At 65.2% G+C, this 18,951-nt stretch carries 18 protein-coding genes; 3 read left to right on the top strand and 15 right to left on the bottom strand.

Annotated features, from left to right (window positions below; genetic code table 11):
• Positions 1-797: CaiB/BaiF CoA-transferase family protein (locus Q0D45_RS06710; RefSeq protein WP_293390252.1), on the top strand; the 797-nt coding region annotated here is incomplete at its 5' end.
• 243 nt (positions 798-1,040) lie between these two features.
• On the opposite strand, the gene Q0D45_RS06705 is transcribed toward Q0D45_RS06710, so the two are convergent.
• From Q0D45_RS06705 to Q0D45_RS06635, 15 genes are all read right to left on the bottom strand, one after another.
• Positions 1,041-2,231, bottom strand: coding sequence for a DUF445 domain-containing protein (locus Q0D45_RS06705; RefSeq protein WP_293390249.1), 1,191 nt, complete (start codon positions 2,229-2,231; stop codon positions 1,041-1,043).
• A gap of 113 nt (positions 2,232-2,344) precedes the next feature.
• Positions 2,345-3,553 carry a CoA transferase gene (locus tag Q0D45_RS06700; RefSeq protein ID WP_293390246.1) on the bottom strand — a complete coding sequence of 403 codons (1,209 nt, stop codon included), beginning with the start codon at positions 3,551-3,553 and terminating at the stop codon, positions 2,345-2,347.
• Complete coding sequence (locus tag Q0D45_RS06695) at positions 3,553-4,716, bottom strand: acyl-CoA dehydrogenase family protein (RefSeq protein WP_293390243.1); 1,164 nt, start codon at positions 4,714-4,716, stop codon at positions 3,553-3,555. The genes Q0D45_RS06700 and Q0D45_RS06695 overlap by 1 nt, the downstream gene beginning before the upstream one ends.
• Before the next feature lie 193 nt (positions 4,717-4,909).
• Positions 4,910-5,710 (bottom strand): enoyl-CoA hydratase/isomerase family protein, encoded by an 801-nt coding sequence (locus tag Q0D45_RS06690; protein WP_293390240.1) that lies wholly within the window; start codon positions 5,708-5,710, stop codon positions 4,910-4,912.
• Positions 5,711-5,752: 42 nt separating this feature from the next.
• Positions 5,753-6,184, bottom strand: coding sequence for a PaaI family thioesterase (locus tag Q0D45_RS06685; protein ID WP_293390237.1), 432 nt, complete (start codon positions 6,182-6,184; stop codon positions 5,753-5,755).
• Between the two features lie 27 nt (positions 6,185-6,211).
• Positions 6,212-7,069, bottom strand: coding sequence for a MaoC/PaaZ C-terminal domain-containing protein (locus tag Q0D45_RS06680; protein ID WP_293390234.1), 858 nt, complete (start codon positions 7,067-7,069; stop codon positions 6,212-6,214).
• Between the two features lie 3 nt (positions 7,070-7,072).
• Positions 7,073-7,987 (bottom strand): SDR family NAD(P)-dependent oxidoreductase, encoded by a 915-nt coding sequence (locus tag Q0D45_RS06675; RefSeq protein WP_293390231.1) that lies wholly within the window; start codon positions 7,985-7,987, stop codon positions 7,073-7,075.
• 29 nt (positions 7,988-8,016) lie between these two features.
• Positions 8,017-9,171 carry an acyl-CoA dehydrogenase family protein gene (locus Q0D45_RS06670; protein ID WP_293390228.1) on the bottom strand — a complete coding sequence of 385 codons (1,155 nt, stop codon included), beginning with the start codon at positions 9,169-9,171 and terminating at the stop codon, positions 8,017-8,019.
• Positions 9,172-9,176: 5 nt separating this feature from the next.
• Positions 9,177-10,340, bottom strand: a complete 1,164-nt coding sequence (locus tag Q0D45_RS06665) for an acyl-CoA dehydrogenase family protein (RefSeq protein ID WP_293390225.1) — start codon at positions 10,338-10,340, stop codon at positions 9,177-9,179.
• Positions 10,341-10,354: 14 nt separating this feature from the next.
• On the bottom strand, positions 10,355-11,521 hold the full coding sequence (locus tag Q0D45_RS06660) for an acyl-CoA dehydrogenase family protein (RefSeq protein ID WP_293390222.1): 1,167 nt from the start codon (positions 11,519-11,521) through the stop codon (positions 10,355-10,357).
• Between the two features lie 173 nt (positions 11,522-11,694).
• Entirely contained in the window at positions 11,695-12,951 is a 1,257-nt protein-coding gene (locus tag Q0D45_RS06655; RefSeq protein ID WP_293390219.1) for a cytochrome P450, read from the bottom strand.
• Positions 12,952-12,955: 4 nt separating this feature from the next.
• Positions 12,956-14,161 carry a 3-oxoadipyl-CoA thiolase gene (gene pcaF, locus Q0D45_RS06650; protein WP_293390216.1) on the bottom strand — a complete coding sequence of 402 codons (1,206 nt, stop codon included), beginning with the start codon at positions 14,159-14,161 and terminating at the stop codon, positions 12,956-12,958.
• A gap of 43 nt (positions 14,162-14,204) precedes the next feature.
• Complete coding sequence (locus Q0D45_RS06645) at positions 14,205-14,999, bottom strand: citryl-CoA lyase (protein WP_293390213.1); 795 nt, start codon at positions 14,997-14,999, stop codon at positions 14,205-14,207.
• A 23-nt stretch (positions 15,000-15,022) separates the two neighbouring features.
• On the bottom strand, positions 15,023-15,784 hold the full coding sequence (locus Q0D45_RS06640; protein ID WP_293390210.1) for an enoyl-CoA hydratase-related protein: 762 nt from the start codon (positions 15,782-15,784) through the stop codon (positions 15,023-15,025).
• A gap of 100 nt (positions 15,785-15,884) precedes the next feature.
• Positions 15,885-16,493: a carboxymuconolactone decarboxylase family protein gene (locus Q0D45_RS06635; RefSeq protein ID WP_293390207.1), complete on the bottom strand. Its 609-nt coding sequence runs from the start codon at positions 16,491-16,493 to the stop codon at positions 15,885-15,887.
• A 172-nt stretch (positions 16,494-16,665) separates the two neighbouring features.
• Between Q0D45_RS06635 and Q0D45_RS06630 the strand changes: the two genes are divergently transcribed.
• Both Q0D45_RS06630 and Q0D45_RS06625 read left to right on the top strand, forming a co-directional pair.
• A complete protein-coding gene (locus tag Q0D45_RS06630; protein WP_293390204.1) occupies positions 16,666-17,739 on the top strand; it encodes a zinc-binding dehydrogenase in 1,074 nt (357 codons plus the stop codon).
• A 52-nt stretch (positions 17,740-17,791) separates the two neighbouring features.
• Positions 17,792-18,736 (top strand): DMT family transporter, encoded by a 945-nt coding sequence (locus Q0D45_RS06625; protein ID WP_293390200.1) that lies wholly within the window; start codon positions 17,792-17,794, stop codon positions 18,734-18,736.
• The last annotated feature ends 215 nt before the right edge of the window (positions 18,737-18,951 follow it).

Genomic DNA, 18,951 nt, shown 5'->3' with positions numbered 1-18,951 from the left:
ACGAGACGCTCAAGCAGATCAATCCTCGCCTGGTTTTCGCGGCGCTTACTGGCTACGGCCACACCGGCCCGCACCGCAACCGCCCCGGCCACGACATGAACTATCGCGGCTACGCGGGCGAACTCGCGCAGAACGGGCCGCGCGGCGGCTCGCCGCAGGTCGGGGACTTCCAGGTCGCTGACCTCGCCGGCGCGCTGAGCTGCGTCATCGGCATCCTCGCTGCCGTGATCGGCGCGCGCGCCAGCGGCAGCGGCTGCTTCGTGGACGTGGCCATGCTCGACTGCACCCTTGCGCTGCAGGTGGCCACGCTGGCGGACCTGCGCACCCTCGGCCGCGTGCCGGCGCGCGGCACCGCCATGCTGTCCGGCGCCATGCCGAATTACGGCGTTTACCCCTGCGCGGACGGCCGGTATCTCGCGCTGGGTTCGCTGGAGCGCAAGTTCTTCGTCAACTTCTGCAAGCTCGCGGGCCGCGAGGATCTGCTCGAACTTCCCCATGAACCGGGTCGCAAGAGCGAGGCGCTGCGGACGGCGGTGGCGGAGCTGATCGGCCAGCGCACACGCGACGAATGGGAAGCGCTGCTCGCCGACGAAGACACTTGCGCCTCGGCGATCCTCGACATGCAAGAGGTCGTGCACAACCCGCAGATCAAGGTGCGCGGGCTGATCGAGTGGCACCAAGGCAAACCCGCCTGCGGCATGCCGATCCAGTTCGACGGCGCGCTGCGGCCCGCCCTGGCCCCCAGTCCCCGCCTGGGCGAACACAATGCGGAAGTTCTCGACGCGTCGCCGACCTGACCCATATTTTCGCCAGTTACCCAAGTCCGTCACCAGACATTGCGACCCGGAACCAGCGAGAGCCGCCTGACTGCGATCCAGCCGGACTGAGCCCTGCTGGATAGCAGGATAAAGCGCGCCCTAGGGCCGGTCGGGCCTGGGTGATCGAAAGCGAAAAAGCGACTGGGCGAGGACCGATTTCGCCGATTTTAAAAGGCCCATAGTGATTCTATGGTCCAGATCGCAGGAGAAGACGGACCTTACTCAGTGTCCGCCCAGCATGAAAAACACCTGCAGCTCGCCAACCAAGGCACCCAGAACGGCACCCGCGACAACGATGATGATCTCGTTCTCCTTGAATGCGGGACGCAGGACCGACTCGAACTCTTCCGGCGACAACGAGTTCATGCGGCCCAGGATGGTGTCGTTGATATCGAGCGCATCCATCGCGTACTTCTCGACCTCGCGCGACGCCACCGGAATCAGATCGATGATGCGTCGCGCAACCAGCTTGCGGATCTCACCGTAGCTCTCGTGGCCCAGCGCGAGCACGACCAGCGGCAGCGCGATGCCAAGCCGCGCGTCCATCGCCTCGCGTACCTGCCGGTGGACCAGGTCCACGATCCGGTCCAGCGCCGGCCCGCGCAGCAGCTCTTCGATCAGGTTGGCCGGGGTCAGCAGTTCCGAGGCCATCAGCGTGGCGTAGTCCTTCGAAACCTGGTCCTGCCGTGCGAGGAATTTGCCCTGGAAGGTCCATCCGAGAATTTTCTTGGGGCGCAGCGGGCGAAACAGGATCTGCAGCGCCACCCAGTCGCTGACGAAGCCGATCAGGCCACCAAACAGCGGCATCAGCAGCGGCTCGTGCCAGGTCATCCAGCAGGCCAGCTGCACCACGCCGAGCACAAAGCCGAACCAGAAGCCGATATTCCGGAAGAACGTCAGTTCGGGCCCGCCGACGCGCCAGAAAATATCGTTGAGCTTTTCCTTGTCGCGCACCAGGTTGGCGATGATCACGCGGCGGATGTCGAAATATTCCTCGAAATGCCCCGTCGCGGTGCTCCAGAATTCGCGCATCACCAGGGGAATTTCGGCTTGCAGCCGTTCCACCAGCTTGCGCTGGGCGAACGCCGGCAGCCTTCCCCAGAAGCCGGCCATGTAGGTCTCGCCGATTTCGCGCACCAGCGCTTCGGCCGCATCGTTCACCGGCCGCTCGAGCTCGCGCAGCATGCGCTCCGGGTCCAGGCGCTCGAACAGCTCGTTGGAATCCAGCAGGCGCGAGGCCATCAGGTCGGCCGAATGCGTCGCAATCTTGAGCGCCTTGCGCGGCAGGATGCCCTGCCAGCCGAGCCAGGGTTCGATCCCGACGAACTTGATCGGCCGGAAGATCATCTCCACCGCCAGCGTCTTGGTGACGTAGCCGACGAAGGCGGCTACCAAAGGGATCGCCAGATACACCCAGACATGGGTCTGGAAATCAGCCATCAGGGATTGCAGCGTCATGGTCGGAGACGGGGACTCGCGAAACGGATGGCACGGCTCGCCACGAGCGCAATCAGCATGGGCCGGCGTCAGCGCCCTAGCGCGATGCCCTGATCAAGTAACGAGTCTACGTGCTCCGCTGTGTAGCCCAGCGATGCCAGCACCTCGCGCGTGTGTTGGCCCAGGCCCGGTGCCGGCGCACGCACGGCGCCGGGGGTACGCGACAGCTTCACCGGAATGCCGAGGCCACGCTCGCCGTTGTCGAATTCCACGACCATCTCGCGATGCCGGGTGTGCGGATGCTCCAACACCTGCGGCAGCAGATTGACCGGACCAGCGGGCACACCGGCCTTGAGCAGGGCCTCGCACAGCTCCACCGCGTCGCGGTCCGCCAGCAGTATCCCGATCGAGGCGCGCAGCGTGACGCGATTACGGTCGCGCTCGCCATTGCTCGCGTAACGCGGATCGGCGGCGAGTTCCGGCGCACCGACGAAGTTGCAGAACTTGCGGAACTGCCCGTCGTTGCCGATACCCAGGAACACCTCGCCGCTGCGGGTCTCGAACTTGTCATAGGGCACGACGTTGGGATGGCCGCTGCCGGCCAGCGCCGGCACCTGGCCGTTGACGAACCAGTTCGCTGCATGCGGATGCAGCAGTCCGACGGCAGTATCGAACAGCGTCGCATCAACGAACTGTCCCAGCCCCGAGCGCTGCCGCTCGGCCAGCGCCAGCAGGATGCCGATGACCGCATTAAGCCCGGTCGTCATGTCCACGATGGGAATGCCGATGCGCGTCGGGCCGCTGGCGGGATCGCCGTTGACACTCATCAGGCCACCCATCGCCTGCGCCACCGCGTCGTAGCCGGGCGCGCCGCCCAGCGGGCCGTCCGCGCCGAAACCGGACACGCGGCAGTGGATCAGGCGCGGAAAGCGCTCGCGCAGCACCGCCTCGTAGCCCAGGCCCCATTTCTCCATCGTGCCGGTCTTGAAGTTCTCCACCAGCACGTCGGCGTCAGCGAGCAGGCGCAGCACTACCTCGCGGCCTTCGTCACGCGACAGGTCCAGCGCGATGTCCTGCTTGTTGCGGTTGACGCCGAGAAAATACGAGGCGGTACCGTCGACAAACGGCGGCCCCCAGGTGCGCGTCTCGTCGCCCGTCGGCGGCTCGACCTTGATCACGCCGGCCCCGTGATCAGACAGAATCTGCGTGCAGTACGGGCCACCCAGCACACGCGACAGATCGACAACCCGCAGCCCGGCAAGCGCTCCGGCACGGGCTTCCTGCGGCGAGGTAAGCATCAGTACGAGCGCGGCAGGCCCATGACCTTCTCGCCGATGTAGTTGAGCACCATCTCGCGATTCAGCGGCGCGGTGCGCAGCAGGCGCACCATAGGGTACAGATCGAAGATGCCGTATTCCTTGGTGAAGCCGTTGCCGCCGAAGCATTGCAGCGACGCATCCACCGCATGGATGCCGGCCTCGGCCGCAGCGTACTTCGCCATGTTGGCGAATTCGCCCGCCGGCAGGCCCTGATCGAAGGCCCAGGCGGCCTTGTGCGTCATCAGCCCGGCCATCTCGATTTCCGAGTGCGCTACCGCCAGCGGATGCTGAAGGCCCTGGTAGGCGCCGATCGGCACCTTGTTGAACACCTTGCGCTCGTTCGCGTAGGCCACCGCCTTGCGCAGCGCAAAACGTCCCAGGCCGACGCACAGGGCGGACAGGATGATGCGCTCGGGATTGAGCGTGTCGAACAGGATCTTGAAGCCCTCGTCGACGGTACCCAGCGCATCGGCCTCGCTCAGCTCCACGTCGTCGAAGAACAACTGCCATTGCGATTCCGGCATCGGAATGCTGACCGGGATCACGGTCTTGCTCACGCCCTTGGCGCGCATATCCATGATGAACAGCGTGAAGCCGTCGGTCTTGCGGCTGACCTCGCCGTGCGGCTTGGTGCGGCTGACCACCAGTGCGTAGTCTGCGGAATCGGCGTCGGTGATGTAGGTCTTCTGGCCCTTGAGCTTGAAGCCCTTGCCCTCGCGCCGTGCGATGGAGGTGATCTCCATCGTGTTGGAACCCGCGTTCGGCTCGGTGATGGCAAAGCAGAAACGGATCTGGCCGCGGCAGGCACCGGGCAAGTACTTCTGCTTCTGCTCTTCGGTGCCGTGCATGGCAATCAGTGCCATCGACATGGTCGAACTGGTCACCAGACTGAGCAGGGGAATGCCATTGTTGGACAGGCCTTCCATGAACAAGGCCATTTCCATCATGCCCTGCCCGGCACCGCCATAAGCCTCCGGCACCATCAGGCCGAGAAAGCCGTCGGCAGCGACCTGCGCGAGCAGCTCCTTCGGCGGCTGGTGCTTCTCGGCATACGTCATCCAGTAGCGGCGGTCGTACTGCTGCGACACCTTGTCGCCGTACTCCAGAATCATCCGCTGCTCGGCACTCAGTTCAAAATTCAAAGTTCGATCTCCCGATGTGAAAAAGTGGGTCTGTCCTGCGGCCCGGATCGGCGTCCTGATTGCTCCGGCCTGCTGAGAAAGATTGCGGATGGCAGAGGTCGCGAAGCGGGCAGCTCGCGACCCCGGCACCCTTTGACGCCAACTCGATGCGTCCTGACGGCAGGCGTGGCGATGCACATTTCTTTGCGGTCCCTTACTGCGCCGATGGAAACTTCGGTGCCCGCTTCTCGCGCACGGCCTTGACGCCTTCCGGCGCGTCTTCGCCGAGGAAGCAGAGCATTTCCATCGCCAGCGAACTCTCGAAGATCGGCCTTGCCATGTTCATCCAGCCGTTGAGCGAGCGCTTGGTCAGGCGGATGGCGCCCTGACTGCCGGCGGCGAGCTTGTCGGCCACCGCCAGCGCCTTGTCCATCAACTGTGCACGCGGCACGCAGGCGCTGACCAGGCCGATGCGCTCAGCTTCCTTGCCGTCGATGAACTCGGCGGTGAGCAGGTAGTACTTGGCCTTGGCCATGCCGCAGAGCAGCGGCCAGATGATGGCGGCATGGTCGCCCGCGCCGACGCCGAGCTTGACGTGGCCATCGGTGATCTTGGCTTCCTCGGCCATGATGCTGATGTCTGCGAGCATGGCGACCGCCAGACCTGCGCCGACCGCGACGCCGTTGATGGCGGAGATCACCACCTTCTCGCAATTCATGATGCTGTAGACCACATCGGCGGCCTCCTGCATCACGACGCTGATCTCCTTCGGATTGCCGACCATGTTGCTGATCCATTCCAGATCGCCACCCGCGGAGAAGGCGCGGTCGCCGGATCCGGTGATCACCGCCACCTTGGTCTTGGCGTCGTCGTGTACCACCTGCCAGATCTTGGTCAGTTCCCAATGCAGGCGCGCGTTGGTGGCGTTCATCACCTCGGGACGATTGATCGTGATGACGAGCACGCCATTGGCGCGGTGTTCGAATTTGAGGAACTGGAAGTCTTCGTAGGTCATGGCGATCTCGGTATGAAGGATGAGTCGTTGGGGTGGGTGAATTCAGACGATGCGGTAGATCATCGAGCCGGTGGCGACCAGGCGACGCGCCTCGGTGTCTTCGACGATCTCGACGTCGCAGAAGATCAGTTCCTTGCCGCGACGACGCACCGCGCCGGTGGCAACGATGGCGGCGCCCATCGCGGCACCGACGAAGTTCACCGTGAGGGTCACGGTGGAAGCCTTCATGCCGCGTGCGATGTCATGACCCGACCAGGCGGCAAGCGCGCCAGTCAGATCGAGCAGGCTTGAGATCACGCCGCCATGCAGTGCGTTGCCGCCGCCACAGAGTTCCATGCGGTGCGGCAGGCGCACGACGGCGCGGTCGATCGCGGTCTCCACCACCTCGATGCCCAGCACTTTCTGGAAGCCAATGCCGGGGAACATCTCGATCAGCGCCGCGATCTGCGGTGCCAGTGTGGAATTTTCAGACATGGAAAAACCTTCGGGTCGGTAAGGAAATCAGGAATGAAGCTGGACGCGGCCATTGCTCAGCACGACGGTGTCGCGAGCGGCCACGCGGGTGCGGAACGACCACAGCGCGCCGTCGCGCCAGATGTCGGTGGTCAGCGACTCGCCCGGGAAGACCGGCGCAGTGAAGCGTGCGTGCATCGAGGCGATGCGGCTCACGTCGTAGTCCAGCGCCTTGACCAGCGCATGCCCGGCCACGCCAAAGGTGCAAAGGCCATGCAGGATGGGACGCTCGAACTTCGCCGCACGCGCCACCTTGGGATCGGCGTGCAGCGGGTTGTCATCACCGGACAGGCGATAGATCAGCGCCGCCTGCGGCAGCGTATCGAGCGTGATTGAAATATCCGGCGTGCGCGTGGGCAGCTCATGCACCGGCGGCACCGGACCGGTCGGTGCGCCGATGCCCCCGTCACCGCGGCAGAACGTGGTGTTCGGCAGCGTCGCCAGCAACTCACCGGTGGCGGCGTCGGTGATGATTCGTTCTGAGTAGACGAGGATGCCCTTGCCGGCCCCCTTGTCGACGATGTTCTTCACCCGCGTGCGTCCGATCAGTTCGCCTTCGGGCGGCGGCAGCTTGTGGATGATCAGGCCCTGCTCGCCGTGAACGATGCGCACCCAGTCCACGCCGGTATCCGGCTTCTTCCACCAGAAGCCGGGATGGCCCAGCACCACCGGGTAGGTCGGCAGCACCTGCAGGCCGTCCTCGTAGACGAAGCGCAGTTGCTGTTCGTCCATCGGGTCCGCACCGAGTCCCAGACCCAGGGCGTAGAGCATGGTGTCCTTGCGCGTGTACTTCTGCCGGACGTCCGGAATCGGGTAATTCAGCAGCTTCTGGTAATCGACCGCCATGACTCAGATCGGGTCCCAGGAGAACACTTCACCAGAGATTTCCAGCGGAAAGAAACTGGACTTGAACGCCGGCAACGCCTGTTCGGCAATGGTCTGCGGGGTCCAGCCCTCGCTGCGGTGCACGCTGCGGATGGGGCGCGGCTGGCTCATCAGGAAAATCTCGTTGGCCCTCACGGCGAAGATCTGGCCGGACACGTCCTTGGCGGCGTCGCTGGCGAGGAACACGGCCATCGGTGCGATCTTTCCCGACTCCATCTTCTTGAGCTTCTCCACGCGCGCCTGCTGTGCCGGCGTATCGGTGGGAATCGCGCCGATCATGCGGCTCCAGGCAAACGGCGAGATGCAGTTGGAGCGCACGTTGTAGCGCCGCATGTCCAGTGCAATGGATTTGGACAGTGCTGCGACACCCAGCTTGGCTGCCGCGTAGTTGGCCTGGCCCATGTTGCCGATGAGGCCGGAGGTCGAGGTCATGTGCACATAGGCACCTGAACTCTGCGACTTGAAATACGGTGCGGCGGCGCGCGACACAAAGAAGCTGCCGTGCAGATGCACGTCGATGACGGCGCGCCACTCATCCACGCTCATGTTGAAGAAGAAACGATCGCGCAGGATGCCGGCGTTGTTCACCACCACGTCGATGCGGCCGAAGGTATCCATCGCGCACTGCACGATGCGACCCGCCGCCACCCAATCCGACACGCTCTCGTAGTTGGCCACCGCGCGGCCGCCACGACTCTCGATCTCGCGCACCACTTCGGCGGCCGGCGTTTCTCCGGATTCGCTGCCGTCCACCGACACGCCGAGGTCGTTGACCACCACGGCCGCACCTTCGGCGGCCATCTGCAGGGCCATGTCGCGACCGATGCCGCGGCCGCTGCCGGTGACCACCACCACCTTGCCTTCCATCATCTTGTTCATCGCGTGTCTCTCTCGTATTCGTATTGCACTCAGGACGGCAGGCCCAGCACCTGCGAGGACAGGATGTTTCGCTGGATCTCGTTGGAGCCGCCGTAGATCGTGGCGGGCCGCGCGTTGTAGTAGCTGGTCAGCCAGTCGAAGGACTCGCCGCCGATGTCCACGTCGCCCACCAGACCGCCGGCGCTGCCGGCGGTCTCTACCAGCAACTGCGAAATCTTCTGGTAGTTCTCGGTGCCGACGATCTTGAGCATGGAGACATCAGAGCCCAGCGTCTCGCCGCGCCGCACCTGGTCGACGAAGCGCTCGTACAGCGCCGCGTGATCCAGGACGTCGAGCTTGTAGCGCGCGTAGGTATCCATGAAGCCCTGGTCTTCGGTCAGACCCAGTTGCAGTGCCAGTTCTTCCAGGCGCGCCATCGCGTACTGGCTCTGCTTGGGGCCGCCGATGCCGATGCGCTCGAAGCTCAGCAGCGCCTTGGCAATGGTCCAGCAGCGATTCAATTCTCCGACGATGTTGGCTGCGGGCACGCGCACGTCGCGCAGGAAGGTCTCGCAGAATTCCTCGTGGCCGGCGAGGTTGCGGATCGGCCGCAATTCGACGCCCGGCGTGCTGGTTTCCGCCAGCAGGAAGCTGATGCCTTCCTGCTTCTTGGCCTTCTTGTCGGTGCGCACCAGCATGAAGATGTGGGTGGCGTCCTGGGCCAGCGAGGTCCAGGTTTTCTGTCCGTTGACGATGAAGTGGTCGCCATCGAGCACCGCCTCGGTACGCAGGCTGGCCAGGTCGGAGCCGGCATTGGGTTCGGAATCGCCCTGGCACCACACGTGCTCGCCGGAAAGGATCTTCGGCAGGTAGTAGGCCTTCTGTTCCTCAGTGCCGTGCTGGATCAGCAGCGGCCCGACCATGACGATGCCCATGTCCGGCGCACGGCCGATGCCGTGCAACTCCAGCTCTTCCATGAAGATGAGGAGCTTGGGCGGCGTGAGTCCCATGCCACCGTATTTCTGCGGCCAGGCCGGCGCCAGCCAACCCTGCTTCGACAGGGTGAGGTACCAGTCCTTCACCTGCACCCAGCGCAGGCGGGTCTTGGGATAGCGCAGATGTTCCGGGTAGTTCGCGTGGAAGAACGCTCGCACCTGGCTGCGGAAGTCCTCGTCGGACAGGGTGTTCCAGTCGGTCTTTTGCATGGTGTTCAGCCCTCGCTGGCGGCCACGGGGGGATTCAGCCGCACGTAGCGCCGACGATGCGCCTGGGCGTTGCCCAGCCAGGGTGCCAGCGACAGCACCCGGTTGACGTAGAGACTGAGGTCGTATTCGTCGGTCACGGCAATGCCGCCGTGCAACTGGATCGCTTCGCGCGCGGTGGACATCGCGGCCTCGCCCGCACGCGCCTTGGCGCGGCTGGCCATGCTAGTACGCGTGTGCTGCGGCACGTCGTCATCGAGCGCGGCGACGGCCTGGCCGACCACGGCACGGGTGAGTTCTTCCTGGATCAGCATGTCCGCCGAGCGGTGCTGCAAGGACTGGAAACTGCCGATGGCCTTGCCGAACTGCATGCGTGTCTTGAGGTAGTCGAGCGTCATGGCGCGCATGCGCACGATCAGCGCGAGCAGTTCCACCGCGTTCATCACAAGGGCCTCATCGAGCGCGGCCGCCAGGTCTTCGCGCTTCAACGTCAGCGCAGCAGCCGCGCTCACCCGCAGCTGGGTCGCGCGCAGGCGTGCCAGTGAGGTACCGTCGGCCTGCGCCTCGGTTTTCATTTCGAGTCCGCTGCTACCCGGTTCGACCGCGAACAGCGCGACACCTTCCGGCGTTGAAGCGAGCAGCAGATACACGGTCGCGCCGCTGCCCGGGCGCACGAATCGCGCCTCGCCCTCGAGCGTCCAGCCCTCGCCCGCGCGCACCGCAGTGAACGGCGGCTGCTCCAGTTCCAGGCTGCCCGCGACGTTCTGCCAGGCAACCGCCGGCACTGACGTTCCTTCGGCAAGGGCGCCGAGCAATTCATCGCGCCGCGCGGACTTCGCGCAGCGCCGCAGCGCCCCGGCCGCGAGCACGGCGACCGGCACCAGCGGCTCCGGTGCGAGCTGTGCCGAAAGCCCTTCGATGACCACGCGCGCTTCGGCGAAGCCCAGGCCGAAGCCACCGAATTCCTCGGGCAGCAGCAGGCCGGCCCAGCCCTGTCCCGCCAGTTCCGCGAACATCGCCGGATCGAACTCCGGCTGCGCCTTGCGCAACTTGCGCGCGCGCATCAGCGGCAGGCGGCCGGCCGCGAACGCAATGACGCTGTCCCGCAGCAATCGAACCTGGTCGTCGCGCTCGGCCAGGGCGGCGGCGTCTGGAGTGGGTTTGTCAGTCATCAGTCTGGTAGCCCTCAGTAGCTCTTGGGAAGGCCGAGCACTTTCTCGGCGATGTGGCACAGGATCAGTTGCGGGCTGATCGGTGCGATGCGCGGAATCATCATCTCGCGCAGGTAGCGTTCGACGTGATACTCCTTGGCGTAACCCATGCCGCCGTGCGTCGCCATCGCGCGCGTGCAGGCGCGAAAGCCTACCTCCGCAGCGTAGAACTTGGCGGCATTGGCGTCCGGCCCGCAAGGCAGACCCTGGTCGTATTTCCAGCCAGCGCGGCGCGTCATCAGCTCGGCGGCTTCGAGTTCGATCCAGCTTTCCGCCAGCGGATGCTGGATCGCCTGGTTCTGGCCGATGGGGCGCCCGAACACCACGCGCTCCTTGGCGTAGTCCACCGCGCGGTTGAGCGCGGCGCGGCCCAGGCCCACCGCCTCGGAGGCGATCAGCACGCGCTCCGGGTTGAGGCCATGCAGGATGTATTCGAAGCCGCGACCTTCCTCGCCCACGCGGTCCTCGTCGGACACCGGCAGGCCGTCGATGGCCAGTTCGTTGGAGTCCACGCAGTGGCGGCCCATCTTGTCGATCTCGCGGATGTCGACATAACGGCGATCCAGCGGCGCATAGAACAGGGTCATGCCCTGCGTGGGCTTCCTGCACTGCTCGATGGGCGTGGTGCGGGTGAGGATCAGGATCCGGTCAGCGACCTGCGCGGTGGAAATCCACACCTTGCGCCCGTGCAGCACGTAACCGCCCTTGACCCGCTCGGCGCGCGTCTTGAGGTGCGTGGTGTCCAGGCCGGCATCGGGCTCGGTCACTCCGAAACAGGCTTTCTGCTCACCCTTCACCAGCGGTGGCAGGTAACGGTGTTTCTGCTCCTCGGTGCCGTACACCACCACCGGCTGCAACCCGAAGATGTTCATGTGGATGGACGAGGCACCGGACAGGCCCGCGCCGGACTCGGCGATGGTCTGCATCAGGATGCTCGCCTCGGTAATGCCCAGCCCCGAGCCGCCGTAGGCTTCAGGCGTGCAGATGCCGAGCCAGCCGGCATCGGCCATCACGCGGTGGAAGTCGTGCGGGAAGCCGCCGTGCTTGTCTTTGTCCAGCCAGTAATTCGCGTCGAAACGCGCGCACAGTGTGCGCACCGCCTCGCGGATGCTGTCGTGTTGCTCGTTGGGCTGGAAGTTCAAGGACGTCAAGGTTCGGGTTGTGGATGGAGACGGCAAACACGCCATTCATCTAACAAGCGTTCGACAGTCTATCCGCTCAGGGTCGATGCCTGCAACGCGACGATGAGCGCGCCGCCTGCGACCCGCATCGGCCAGCAGCACCTAGCGTCGGCATCGACGTGGCGCCGCAGCGATCAGGCTCTGCGGCAGCGCACGCGCAAGCCCTCAAGCCCGCGCACGATCATCGAGTCGCTGAACCTTGGCGTCTCCACCAGCTCGATGTCGCGCAGCCGTTTCAGGATGATCGGCCAGGCGATGCGCGCTTCCATGCGGGCCAGCGGGGCGCCGAGGCAGAAGTGGATGCCGTAGCCGAAGGTCAGGTGCGGATTCGGATCGCGCGAGATGTCGAAGCGGTCGGGATCATCGAACACGGCGGGATCGCGATTGGCCGCAGCCACAAACTGGAAGATGCGGCTGCCCGCCGGCATCCGCTGCCCGTGCAGTTCCACGTCCTCGTTGAGAACGCGCACGCCCGCAAGGCCCGGCCCATCCCAGCGCAGGATTTCCTCAACGGCGTTCTCGACCTGCCTGCGGTCATGCAGGCCGGCGCGCAGGCCTTGCAGCTGCTCCGGCCAGCGCAGCAGCGCGTAGAGCCCGTTGCCGAACAACTGCGTGGTGGTCTCATGACCCGCGAACAGCAGCAGCACGCAGGCAGCGACGAGCTCGTCACCGGACAGGAAATCGCCCTTTTCTTCCGCCACCACCATACGAGAGATGATGCCGCCGTCGGACTGCTTGCGCAGCCGCTGCGCCATCTGCCCGAAATAGTCATGCATCTCGCGGATCGCTGCGTCGGCACGGCCATAGCGATCCGGCGACAGACGCGAGGTCAGCACGAAGGATGCGAGTTCATCGGACCAGCGCTTGAGGTGCGCCACGTCTTCGCGCGGCACGCCGAGAATTTCGGCGATCACCATCGCCGGCAGCGGGTAGGCGAACGCGCGGATGAAATCGACTTCGCCGTCCTGCTCTGCGAGCTCATCCACCAGCGACTCCACCATCTCCGCGATGGGCCCTTCCATGTGCGCCAGCACCGAAGTGGTGAAGGCCTTGTTCATGAGATTGCGCAAGCGGCCGTGATCGGGCGGATCGTTGAATACCGCCCATAGCGAAAGGTTCTTCTCCAGCGCCGCCAGCCGCTCCCGCCGAGTCGGGTCCATATGTGCGAAGAACGGTCGCAGGCGGTTGGCGGAGTAGCGCGGATCGCGCATGGAATTGCGCACGTCCTCGTAGCGCGTGATGACCCAGCCGGCCATCGCCTCGCTGAAGTGCAGCGGCTCGTTTTCACGCAACCGCGCCAGCGCCGGAAACGGGTTCTGGATCACCTCCGCGTCGCGCGGGTCGAAGTGCCCGGATGACGGCGTGCTCGCGACTCCAGAGGCGGTCTCCATCGGCTCAGATGCGCTCGACGATCAGCGCAATACCCTGGCCGACCCCAATGCACATCGTGCACAGGCCATATCGTCCGCCGCTGAGTTCCAGTTGTGCCACGGCGGTCATCACTAGGCGCGCGCCGGAGGCACCGAGCGGATGACCCAGCGCAATCGCACCGCCGTTCGGATTGACCCGCGCATCGTCATCGGCCAGCCCCAGGTCGCGGGTCACGGCGAGACCCTGCGCGGCGAAGGCCTCGTTGAGTTCGATCACGTCCATCTGGCCGATGTTCAGGCCCGTGCGCGCCAGCAGTTTCTTCACCGCCGGGGCCGGAGCAAATCCCATGATGCGCGGCGCGTTGCCGACGCTGGTGGCCGCGACCACGCGCGCGCGCGGCTTGAGGCCGTGACGCTCGGCGCCCTCGGCCGAGGCGATCAACATCGCGCAGGCACCGTCGTTGACCTGCGAGGCATTGCCTGCCGTCACCGAGCCGTCCGGGCGCACGATGCCCTTGAGCTTGGCCAGCCCTTCGAGCGTGGTGTCCGGGCGCGGCGGCTCGTCGGCGTCCAGACGCAGCGGCTCGCCTTTCTTCTGCGGCAGCAGCACCGGCTCGATCTGACCCTTAAAGAAGCCTTCTGCCAGCGCCCTGGCGTAGCGCTGCTGACTGCGCAGCGCGAACGCATCCTGCGCGGCGCGTTCGATCTTGAACTGCTCGGCCACGTTCTCGGCTGTCTCCGGCATGCTGTCCACGCCGTAGCGCGCCTTCATCAACGGATTGATGAAGCGCCAGCCGATGGTGCTGTCCTCGATCTTCACGGCGCGCGGAAAAGCGCCGTCGGCCTTGGCCATGATGAACGGTGCGCGCGTCATGCTCTCCACGCCGCCGGCGATCAGCAGGTCGCCCTCGCCGGCCTTGATCGCTCGCGCTGCAATCGCCACCGCATCGAGGCTGGATCCGCAGAGCCGGTTGATGGTGCCGCCGGGGACTTCCTGCGGCAGCCCGGCGAGCAGCAGCGCCATCCGCGCGACATTGCGGCTGTCTTCGCCTGCGCCATTGACGCAACCGTAGATCACGTCATCGAGCGCAGACCAATCGATCCCCGGATTGCGGCGCATGAGCGCCTGGATCGGCAACGCGGCGAGATCGTCCGCGCGAATGCTGGCAAGAATGCCGCCGTAGCGGCCGAAAGGGGTGCGTACCGCATCGCAGATAAAAGCGTCCCGCATGGTGGTGGGTTCCTGTGTGTGGCCGTTGCAAGGCTTGTCGCGATCAGCCGCCGGTGGGTGTGCCAAGCGCGTATTCGCGCGCTTCATCCTCGGCCCGGGTCCAGATTTCCTTGGCAATGGGCGAGTGCATTTCTTCCATGATGTGACCGACCAGACCGATCGCGCGGGCCAGCACGCCGATCCCGCGGCAGGCCGTCCAGGCGATCCCGAGTTCCGAGCAGCAGGCACCGATGGCACCGGTCGCATTGATCGGCAGCACCTTGCCGTAGACCCGCGCGGCCTCGTCGGCGACGCGCTCCATCAGCGCGATGTAAGGGCCGTCGAAGCCGTTCTCGCGCGCAATCGCGAACAGCCGCGGCGTGCGCGGATCAATCGGCTTGTGCAGCGGATGTCCGATGCCCGGAATGATGGCTTTTCGCGCGTGCCAGTCGGCGACGATGCTCTTCGCCATCGCATCCAGATCGCCGGGATTCCTGCGGTCCGGAATCGCTGCCTGCAGCAGCTTGGCCGACCCTTCCGTGGTCCCGACGAACACCGTGCCCAGGCCGCCGAGCCCGGCCGCGACCGCTCCCTGAATCGACTCCGGCGCCCCGGCATAGGTAAGCCGCGCCGCGAGCGCGCTGGGCGTCAGGCCGTGTTCGACCAGGGTCACGGCGAGCGCGTTGAACAGCACGGACTCCTGCGGCGTCGGGACGCGTCCCATCATCTCCAGAAAAGCCATGTCGCCAAGATTGATCTTGCCTAGCAGTTCACCGGGCAGATCGAAGCCACGGACGACGATGCGGTCGGGCGTGGAGAATCCCATCGTGGTGCGGATGGGCTTGCGTTTGCTGGACATTGGAACTCCGAAGTGATGGGTTTTCAGGAAAAGTTTGGCTTGCGCTTCTCACGGAACGCGGTAACGCCCTCGCGCGCATCCGGCGTCATGAACAGGAACGGGAATGCATCGCGCGCGGCGCGCAGATCGTCGCCGCCCAGGCCACGGTTGTAGAAGGACTTGGCCATGCGCACGGCCATGGCCGGCTTGGAGGCAATCCTTTCGGCCATCGCCATCGCTTCTTCGAGCAGACGTTCGGGAGCCACCGTGCGCAACGCGATGCCGAGGCGCACGGCTTCCTCGGCGCTGATCGGATCGCCAAGCATCGACATCTCCTTGGCCTTGGGCCGGCCGACGATATCGGCCAGACGCACCACCGCAAAGCCCGGCAGCAGGCCCAACTGGATTTCCGGCACGCCGAACTTCGCGCGCTCCGAGGCAAGAATGAAGTCGCAGGCGATGGCCAGTTCGAAGCCGCCACCGAACGCCATGCCGTTGACCGCCGCGATCAGCGGCTTGCTGCACGATTCCGGCGCGGCGAGAAACGTCACGATCTCCTCGATGAACTGTTTGACCGCGCTGGCGGCGAAGTCGAAGCCGCTGATGTCGGCACCGGCGCAAAAGGCTTTCTCGCCGCTGCCGGTGATGATGCCGACGCGGATCTCGGGATCGGTCTCGATGCGCGCCAGGCTCGCGGTGACGCCTTCGCGAATGCCGGCCGACAGCGCGTTGAGCTTGCCCGGCTCGTCCAGGGTGATCAGCGCCACGGCGCCGCGCTTCTCGAAGTTCACGCTGCCGAATCTCATCGGTTTTCTCCTTGGTTCATGGGGTTCTCAGGGTTGTCAGTCGGTCATCGCAGCCGGCACGTCGCCGCGCAGAAGTAGGTGAAAGCAGAGGACGACGGACTCAGAAGTCGGCGGGCGCTCGCGCCGGGCGAACGCCATCCGGCATCCAGTTATCAAGACCGTCTTCGAGCGGGATCCCCAGCGTCAGCAGCAGTTGCGAAAACGTGCGCCAGTTGCCGATGGCAACCACCAGTTCCAGCCGCGCCTGGATGCTGGTGACGTGACGCTCGCACTCTGCCCAGGTGGACTCCGATATCCGGCCGGTGTCCATGGTTTCGTCCGTGGCGCGCAGGATCGCGCGATCCGCAGCGCTCAGAACGGTGGCGCTTTCCCACGACCGGCAGGCCAGCAGCACGTTCTCCGGAATGCCCATGTCGCGGGCGAAGCGCCAGTGCTGCGTCCATTCGTAGTTGGAGCCGGTGAGCCAGCCGATCCGCATGATGATCAGCTCGCGCAAACGGCCATCCAGGTGATTGCCCTCCAGCAGCAACATCTTCAGCAAGCCACCCAGCGAGCGCGCCAGGGCAGGGTGGTGCAGCAGCACCCGGAACACGCTGAGCGGGGCCATGATCGCGGGGAGACCTTCGCGCGCGGCGATGGCGCGGGCCTCCTCGACACTCATCATGGGAATACGCAGCGCGCTGCCGCGCGCAGGGGGAGCTGCGGTCATGGTGGCACTCTTGATTGGCGTTATTGGCGTTGGAACATCGAAATCCGGGAAAGATTTGGCGGGTTGCGGACCGTCGCACTTTCCCTAACAACTGTTAGACAGTATGCTGGCTCGCGACAGAATTCAACTTCCGAACGAGGGGATCGGCATGCTTCCCAAGAGCAGTCTTGCCATGGTGCTGACCGCCAAACGCCGGCTGGAGAAAATGGACATTCCTCTGCCCGACATCGACGAGGACTCGGCGATCCTGCGGGTCGAGGTCTGCGGCATCTGCGGCAGCGACTACGAACAGTTCGAAGACGTGCTGGGCATGCCCATGCCCGTGGTACCCGGTCACGAACCGCTTGGCATCATCGAGAAGATCGGCGACCGCGCCGCGAAACGCTGGAAGGTGGACGTAGGTGATCGCGTGGCCGTGGAGACGATGATCGCCTGCCACTGCTGCAACACCTGCCTGTCGGGCCGCTATCACCTGTGCGGCGACCGGCGCATCTATTCCTACATCCCGCTCAGCGATGCGCCGGGCCTGTGGGGCGCGTACTCGGAGTACATGTACCTGCATCCGAACGCCATCGTGCACAAGATGAGCAAGGCCCTGAAACCCGAGATTGCGGTGATGTTCAATCCGCTCGGCGCAGGCTTTCGCTGGGCGGTCGAGATTCCGCGTACCAAGCCGGGCGATACCGTGGTCATCATGGGGCCGGGGCAGCGCGGCCTGTCCAGCGTGATCGCGGCGCGCCGCGCGGGCGCCAAGAAGATCATCGTCACCGGGCTGGCGGCCGATGCGAAGAAGATGGAACTCGCGCGTCTGTTTGGCGCCGATCACTGCATCGACGTGGAGAACGAGGACGCGCGCAAGCGCGTGGCCGAACTCACCGGCGGCGTCGGCGCCGAAGTGGTGGTGGACGTGTCCTCGTATTCCACGCGGCCGGTGCTCGACTCGCTGTACTTCGTGCGGGCGGGAGGCACCGTAGTGCTGGCCGGGGTCAAGGGCTTCAAGCCTATTCCGGACTTCGTGTCCGATCACATCGTGATGAAAGAAATCACCATCAAGGGCGCCATCGGCGTGACCTCCAGCGGCTATCGCAGCGCCATCGACCTGATCGAATCCGGCACCGTGCCGGTGGAGAAGATGCACACCCACGACTTCGACCTGGTGGACGCCGAACTCGCCATCAAGACACTCGCGCGCCAGATTCCCGGCGACGAGTCCATCCACTCCTGCCTGGTCCCTGGGCGCGGGTAATCCACATTCCGATCTGCCTGCCGGTCGAGGGGCATTCGCACGCAGGGCGTTCATGCACTCAGCTGTCGTTTCGGCACAGCCGGTCCTAGGTCATCGCGGCGGTCTGGCCCTGGCTGCTGGCGGCGCGGTCCTGCTGTCGGCCAAGGTGGTCTTCGTCAAACTGCTCTATCAGCACGGGCTGGACGCGGTGGACGTCATCACCCTGCGCATGCTCACTGCGGGCCCGCTGTTCCTGGCGGTCGCGATCTGGACCTGGCGGCAGGCCCCGCGCCTGCGGACGGTCGATCTGCTGCGCGTCGCCGGGCTGGGATTCATAGGCTACTACGCGTCGAGCATGCTCGACCTGATCGGCCTGCAATATGTCAGTGCGGGACTCGAAAGGCTGATCCTGTTCCTCACGCCCAGCTTCGTGCTGCTGCTCGGCATCGTGTTCCTGCGGCGCCGGGTACAGCCCCGGCAATGGTTGTCGCTGGCGCTGGCCTACGCCGGAATCGTGCTCGTGTTCTGGCACGAACTGGGCAGCTTCGGACGCCCCAACCTGGCTTGGGGCGCCTCGTTGATCGCCGTCAGCGCCGTGCTCTACGCCGTGTACCTGCTGCTCAGCGAGCGGCTGATGCAAGGCATGGGCGCGGTGCGTCTGGTGGCGCTGGCGATGTGCGTCTCCACATTCCTGTGCGTGGCGCAATACCCGCTGATCCACCCGATCGAACGCCTGCTGGAATGGCCGGCGCCGGTGTGGTGGCTTTCGCTGGCCAACGGAACGCTGTGCACGGCTCTGCCGATCTTCATGACCATGATGGCGGTAAGGTCCATCGGCGCAGGACACGCCACCCAGGCCGGCATGATCGGACCCGCGAGCACGCTGCTGCTCGCGGCCTGGCTGCTGCACGAGCCGGTCACCGCCATCCAGCTCGCCGGCACCGCCCTGGTCACCGTCGGCATCCTGATGCTGTCGTCCCTGCAGCCGGCATCTCGACCCGCCCCTCTGGTTCCGTAGCCCGCCGCAGCCTCTGCGGCCGCTGCAGCGCGTCTGTCACGAAAGGCGTGTCGTCATTATGGTGAATCGCCACCCTGCCGTCGCATCACATCTCGCTCATCTGGCTCTCCCGAGGGAAATATTAGATATAATTCTAACGGCTGTTTGTTATATTTAACCCTCAGTCGCCAACGCCGAACGATCGTTGGCGCTGCCTCACCGAACAGCCGAGACTT

It is taken from the genome of Nevskia sp., assembly GCF_023266035.1.
GTDB lineage: Bacteria > Pseudomonadota > Gammaproteobacteria > Nevskiales > Nevskiaceae > Nevskia.
This window is presented reverse-complemented; position numbering and strand designations above follow the sequence as displayed.

Coding starts and splice junctions, on each gene's coding strand:
- Q0D45_RS06625 (WP_293390200.1), top strand. CDS start 17,792: ATGCACTCAGCTGTCGTTTCGGCACAGCCGGTCCTAGGTCATCGCGGC.
- Q0D45_RS06670 (WP_293390228.1), bottom strand. CDS start 9,171: ATGCAAAAGACCGACTGGAACACCCTGTCCGACGAGGACTTCCGCAGC.
- Q0D45_RS06655 (WP_293390219.1), bottom strand. CDS start 12,951: ATGGAGACCGCCTCTGGAGTCGCGAGCACGCCGTCATCCGGGCACTTC.
- Q0D45_RS06675 (WP_293390231.1), bottom strand. CDS start 7,987: ATGAACAAGATGATGGAAGGCAAGGTGGTGGTGGTCACCGGCAGCGGC.
- Q0D45_RS06690 (WP_293390240.1), bottom strand. CDS start 5,710: ATGACCTACGAAGACTTCCAGTTCCTCAAATTCGAACACCGCGCCAAT.
- Q0D45_RS06640 (WP_293390210.1), bottom strand. CDS start 15,784: ATGAGATTCGGCAGCGTGAACTTCGAGAAGCGCGGCGCCGTGGCGCTG.
- Q0D45_RS06680 (WP_293390234.1), bottom strand. CDS start 7,069: ATGGCGGTCGATTACCAGAAGCTGCTGAATTACCCGATTCCGGACGTC.
- pcaF (WP_293390216.1), bottom strand. CDS start 14,161: ATGCGGGACGCTTTTATCTGCGATGCGGTACGCACCCCTTTCGGCCGC.
- Q0D45_RS06700 (WP_293390246.1), bottom strand. CDS start 3,553: ATGCTTACCTCGCCGCAGGAAGCCCGTGCCGGAGCGCTTGCCGGGCTG.
- Q0D45_RS06665 (WP_293390225.1), bottom strand. CDS start 10,340: ATGACTGACAAACCCACTCCAGACGCCGCCGCCCTGGCCGAGCGCGAC.
- Q0D45_RS06645 (WP_293390213.1), bottom strand. CDS start 14,999: ATGTCCAGCAAACGCAAGCCCATCCGCACCACGATGGGATTCTCCACG.
- Q0D45_RS06685 (WP_293390237.1), bottom strand. CDS start 6,184: ATGTCTGAAAATTCCACACTGGCACCGCAGATCGCGGCGCTGATCGAG.
- Q0D45_RS06635 (WP_293390207.1), bottom strand. CDS start 16,493: ATGACCGCAGCTCCCCCTGCGCGCGGCAGCGCGCTGCGTATTCCCATG.
- Q0D45_RS06630 (WP_293390204.1), top strand. CDS start 16,666: ATGGTGCTGACCGCCAAACGCCGGCTGGAGAAAATGGACATTCCTCTG.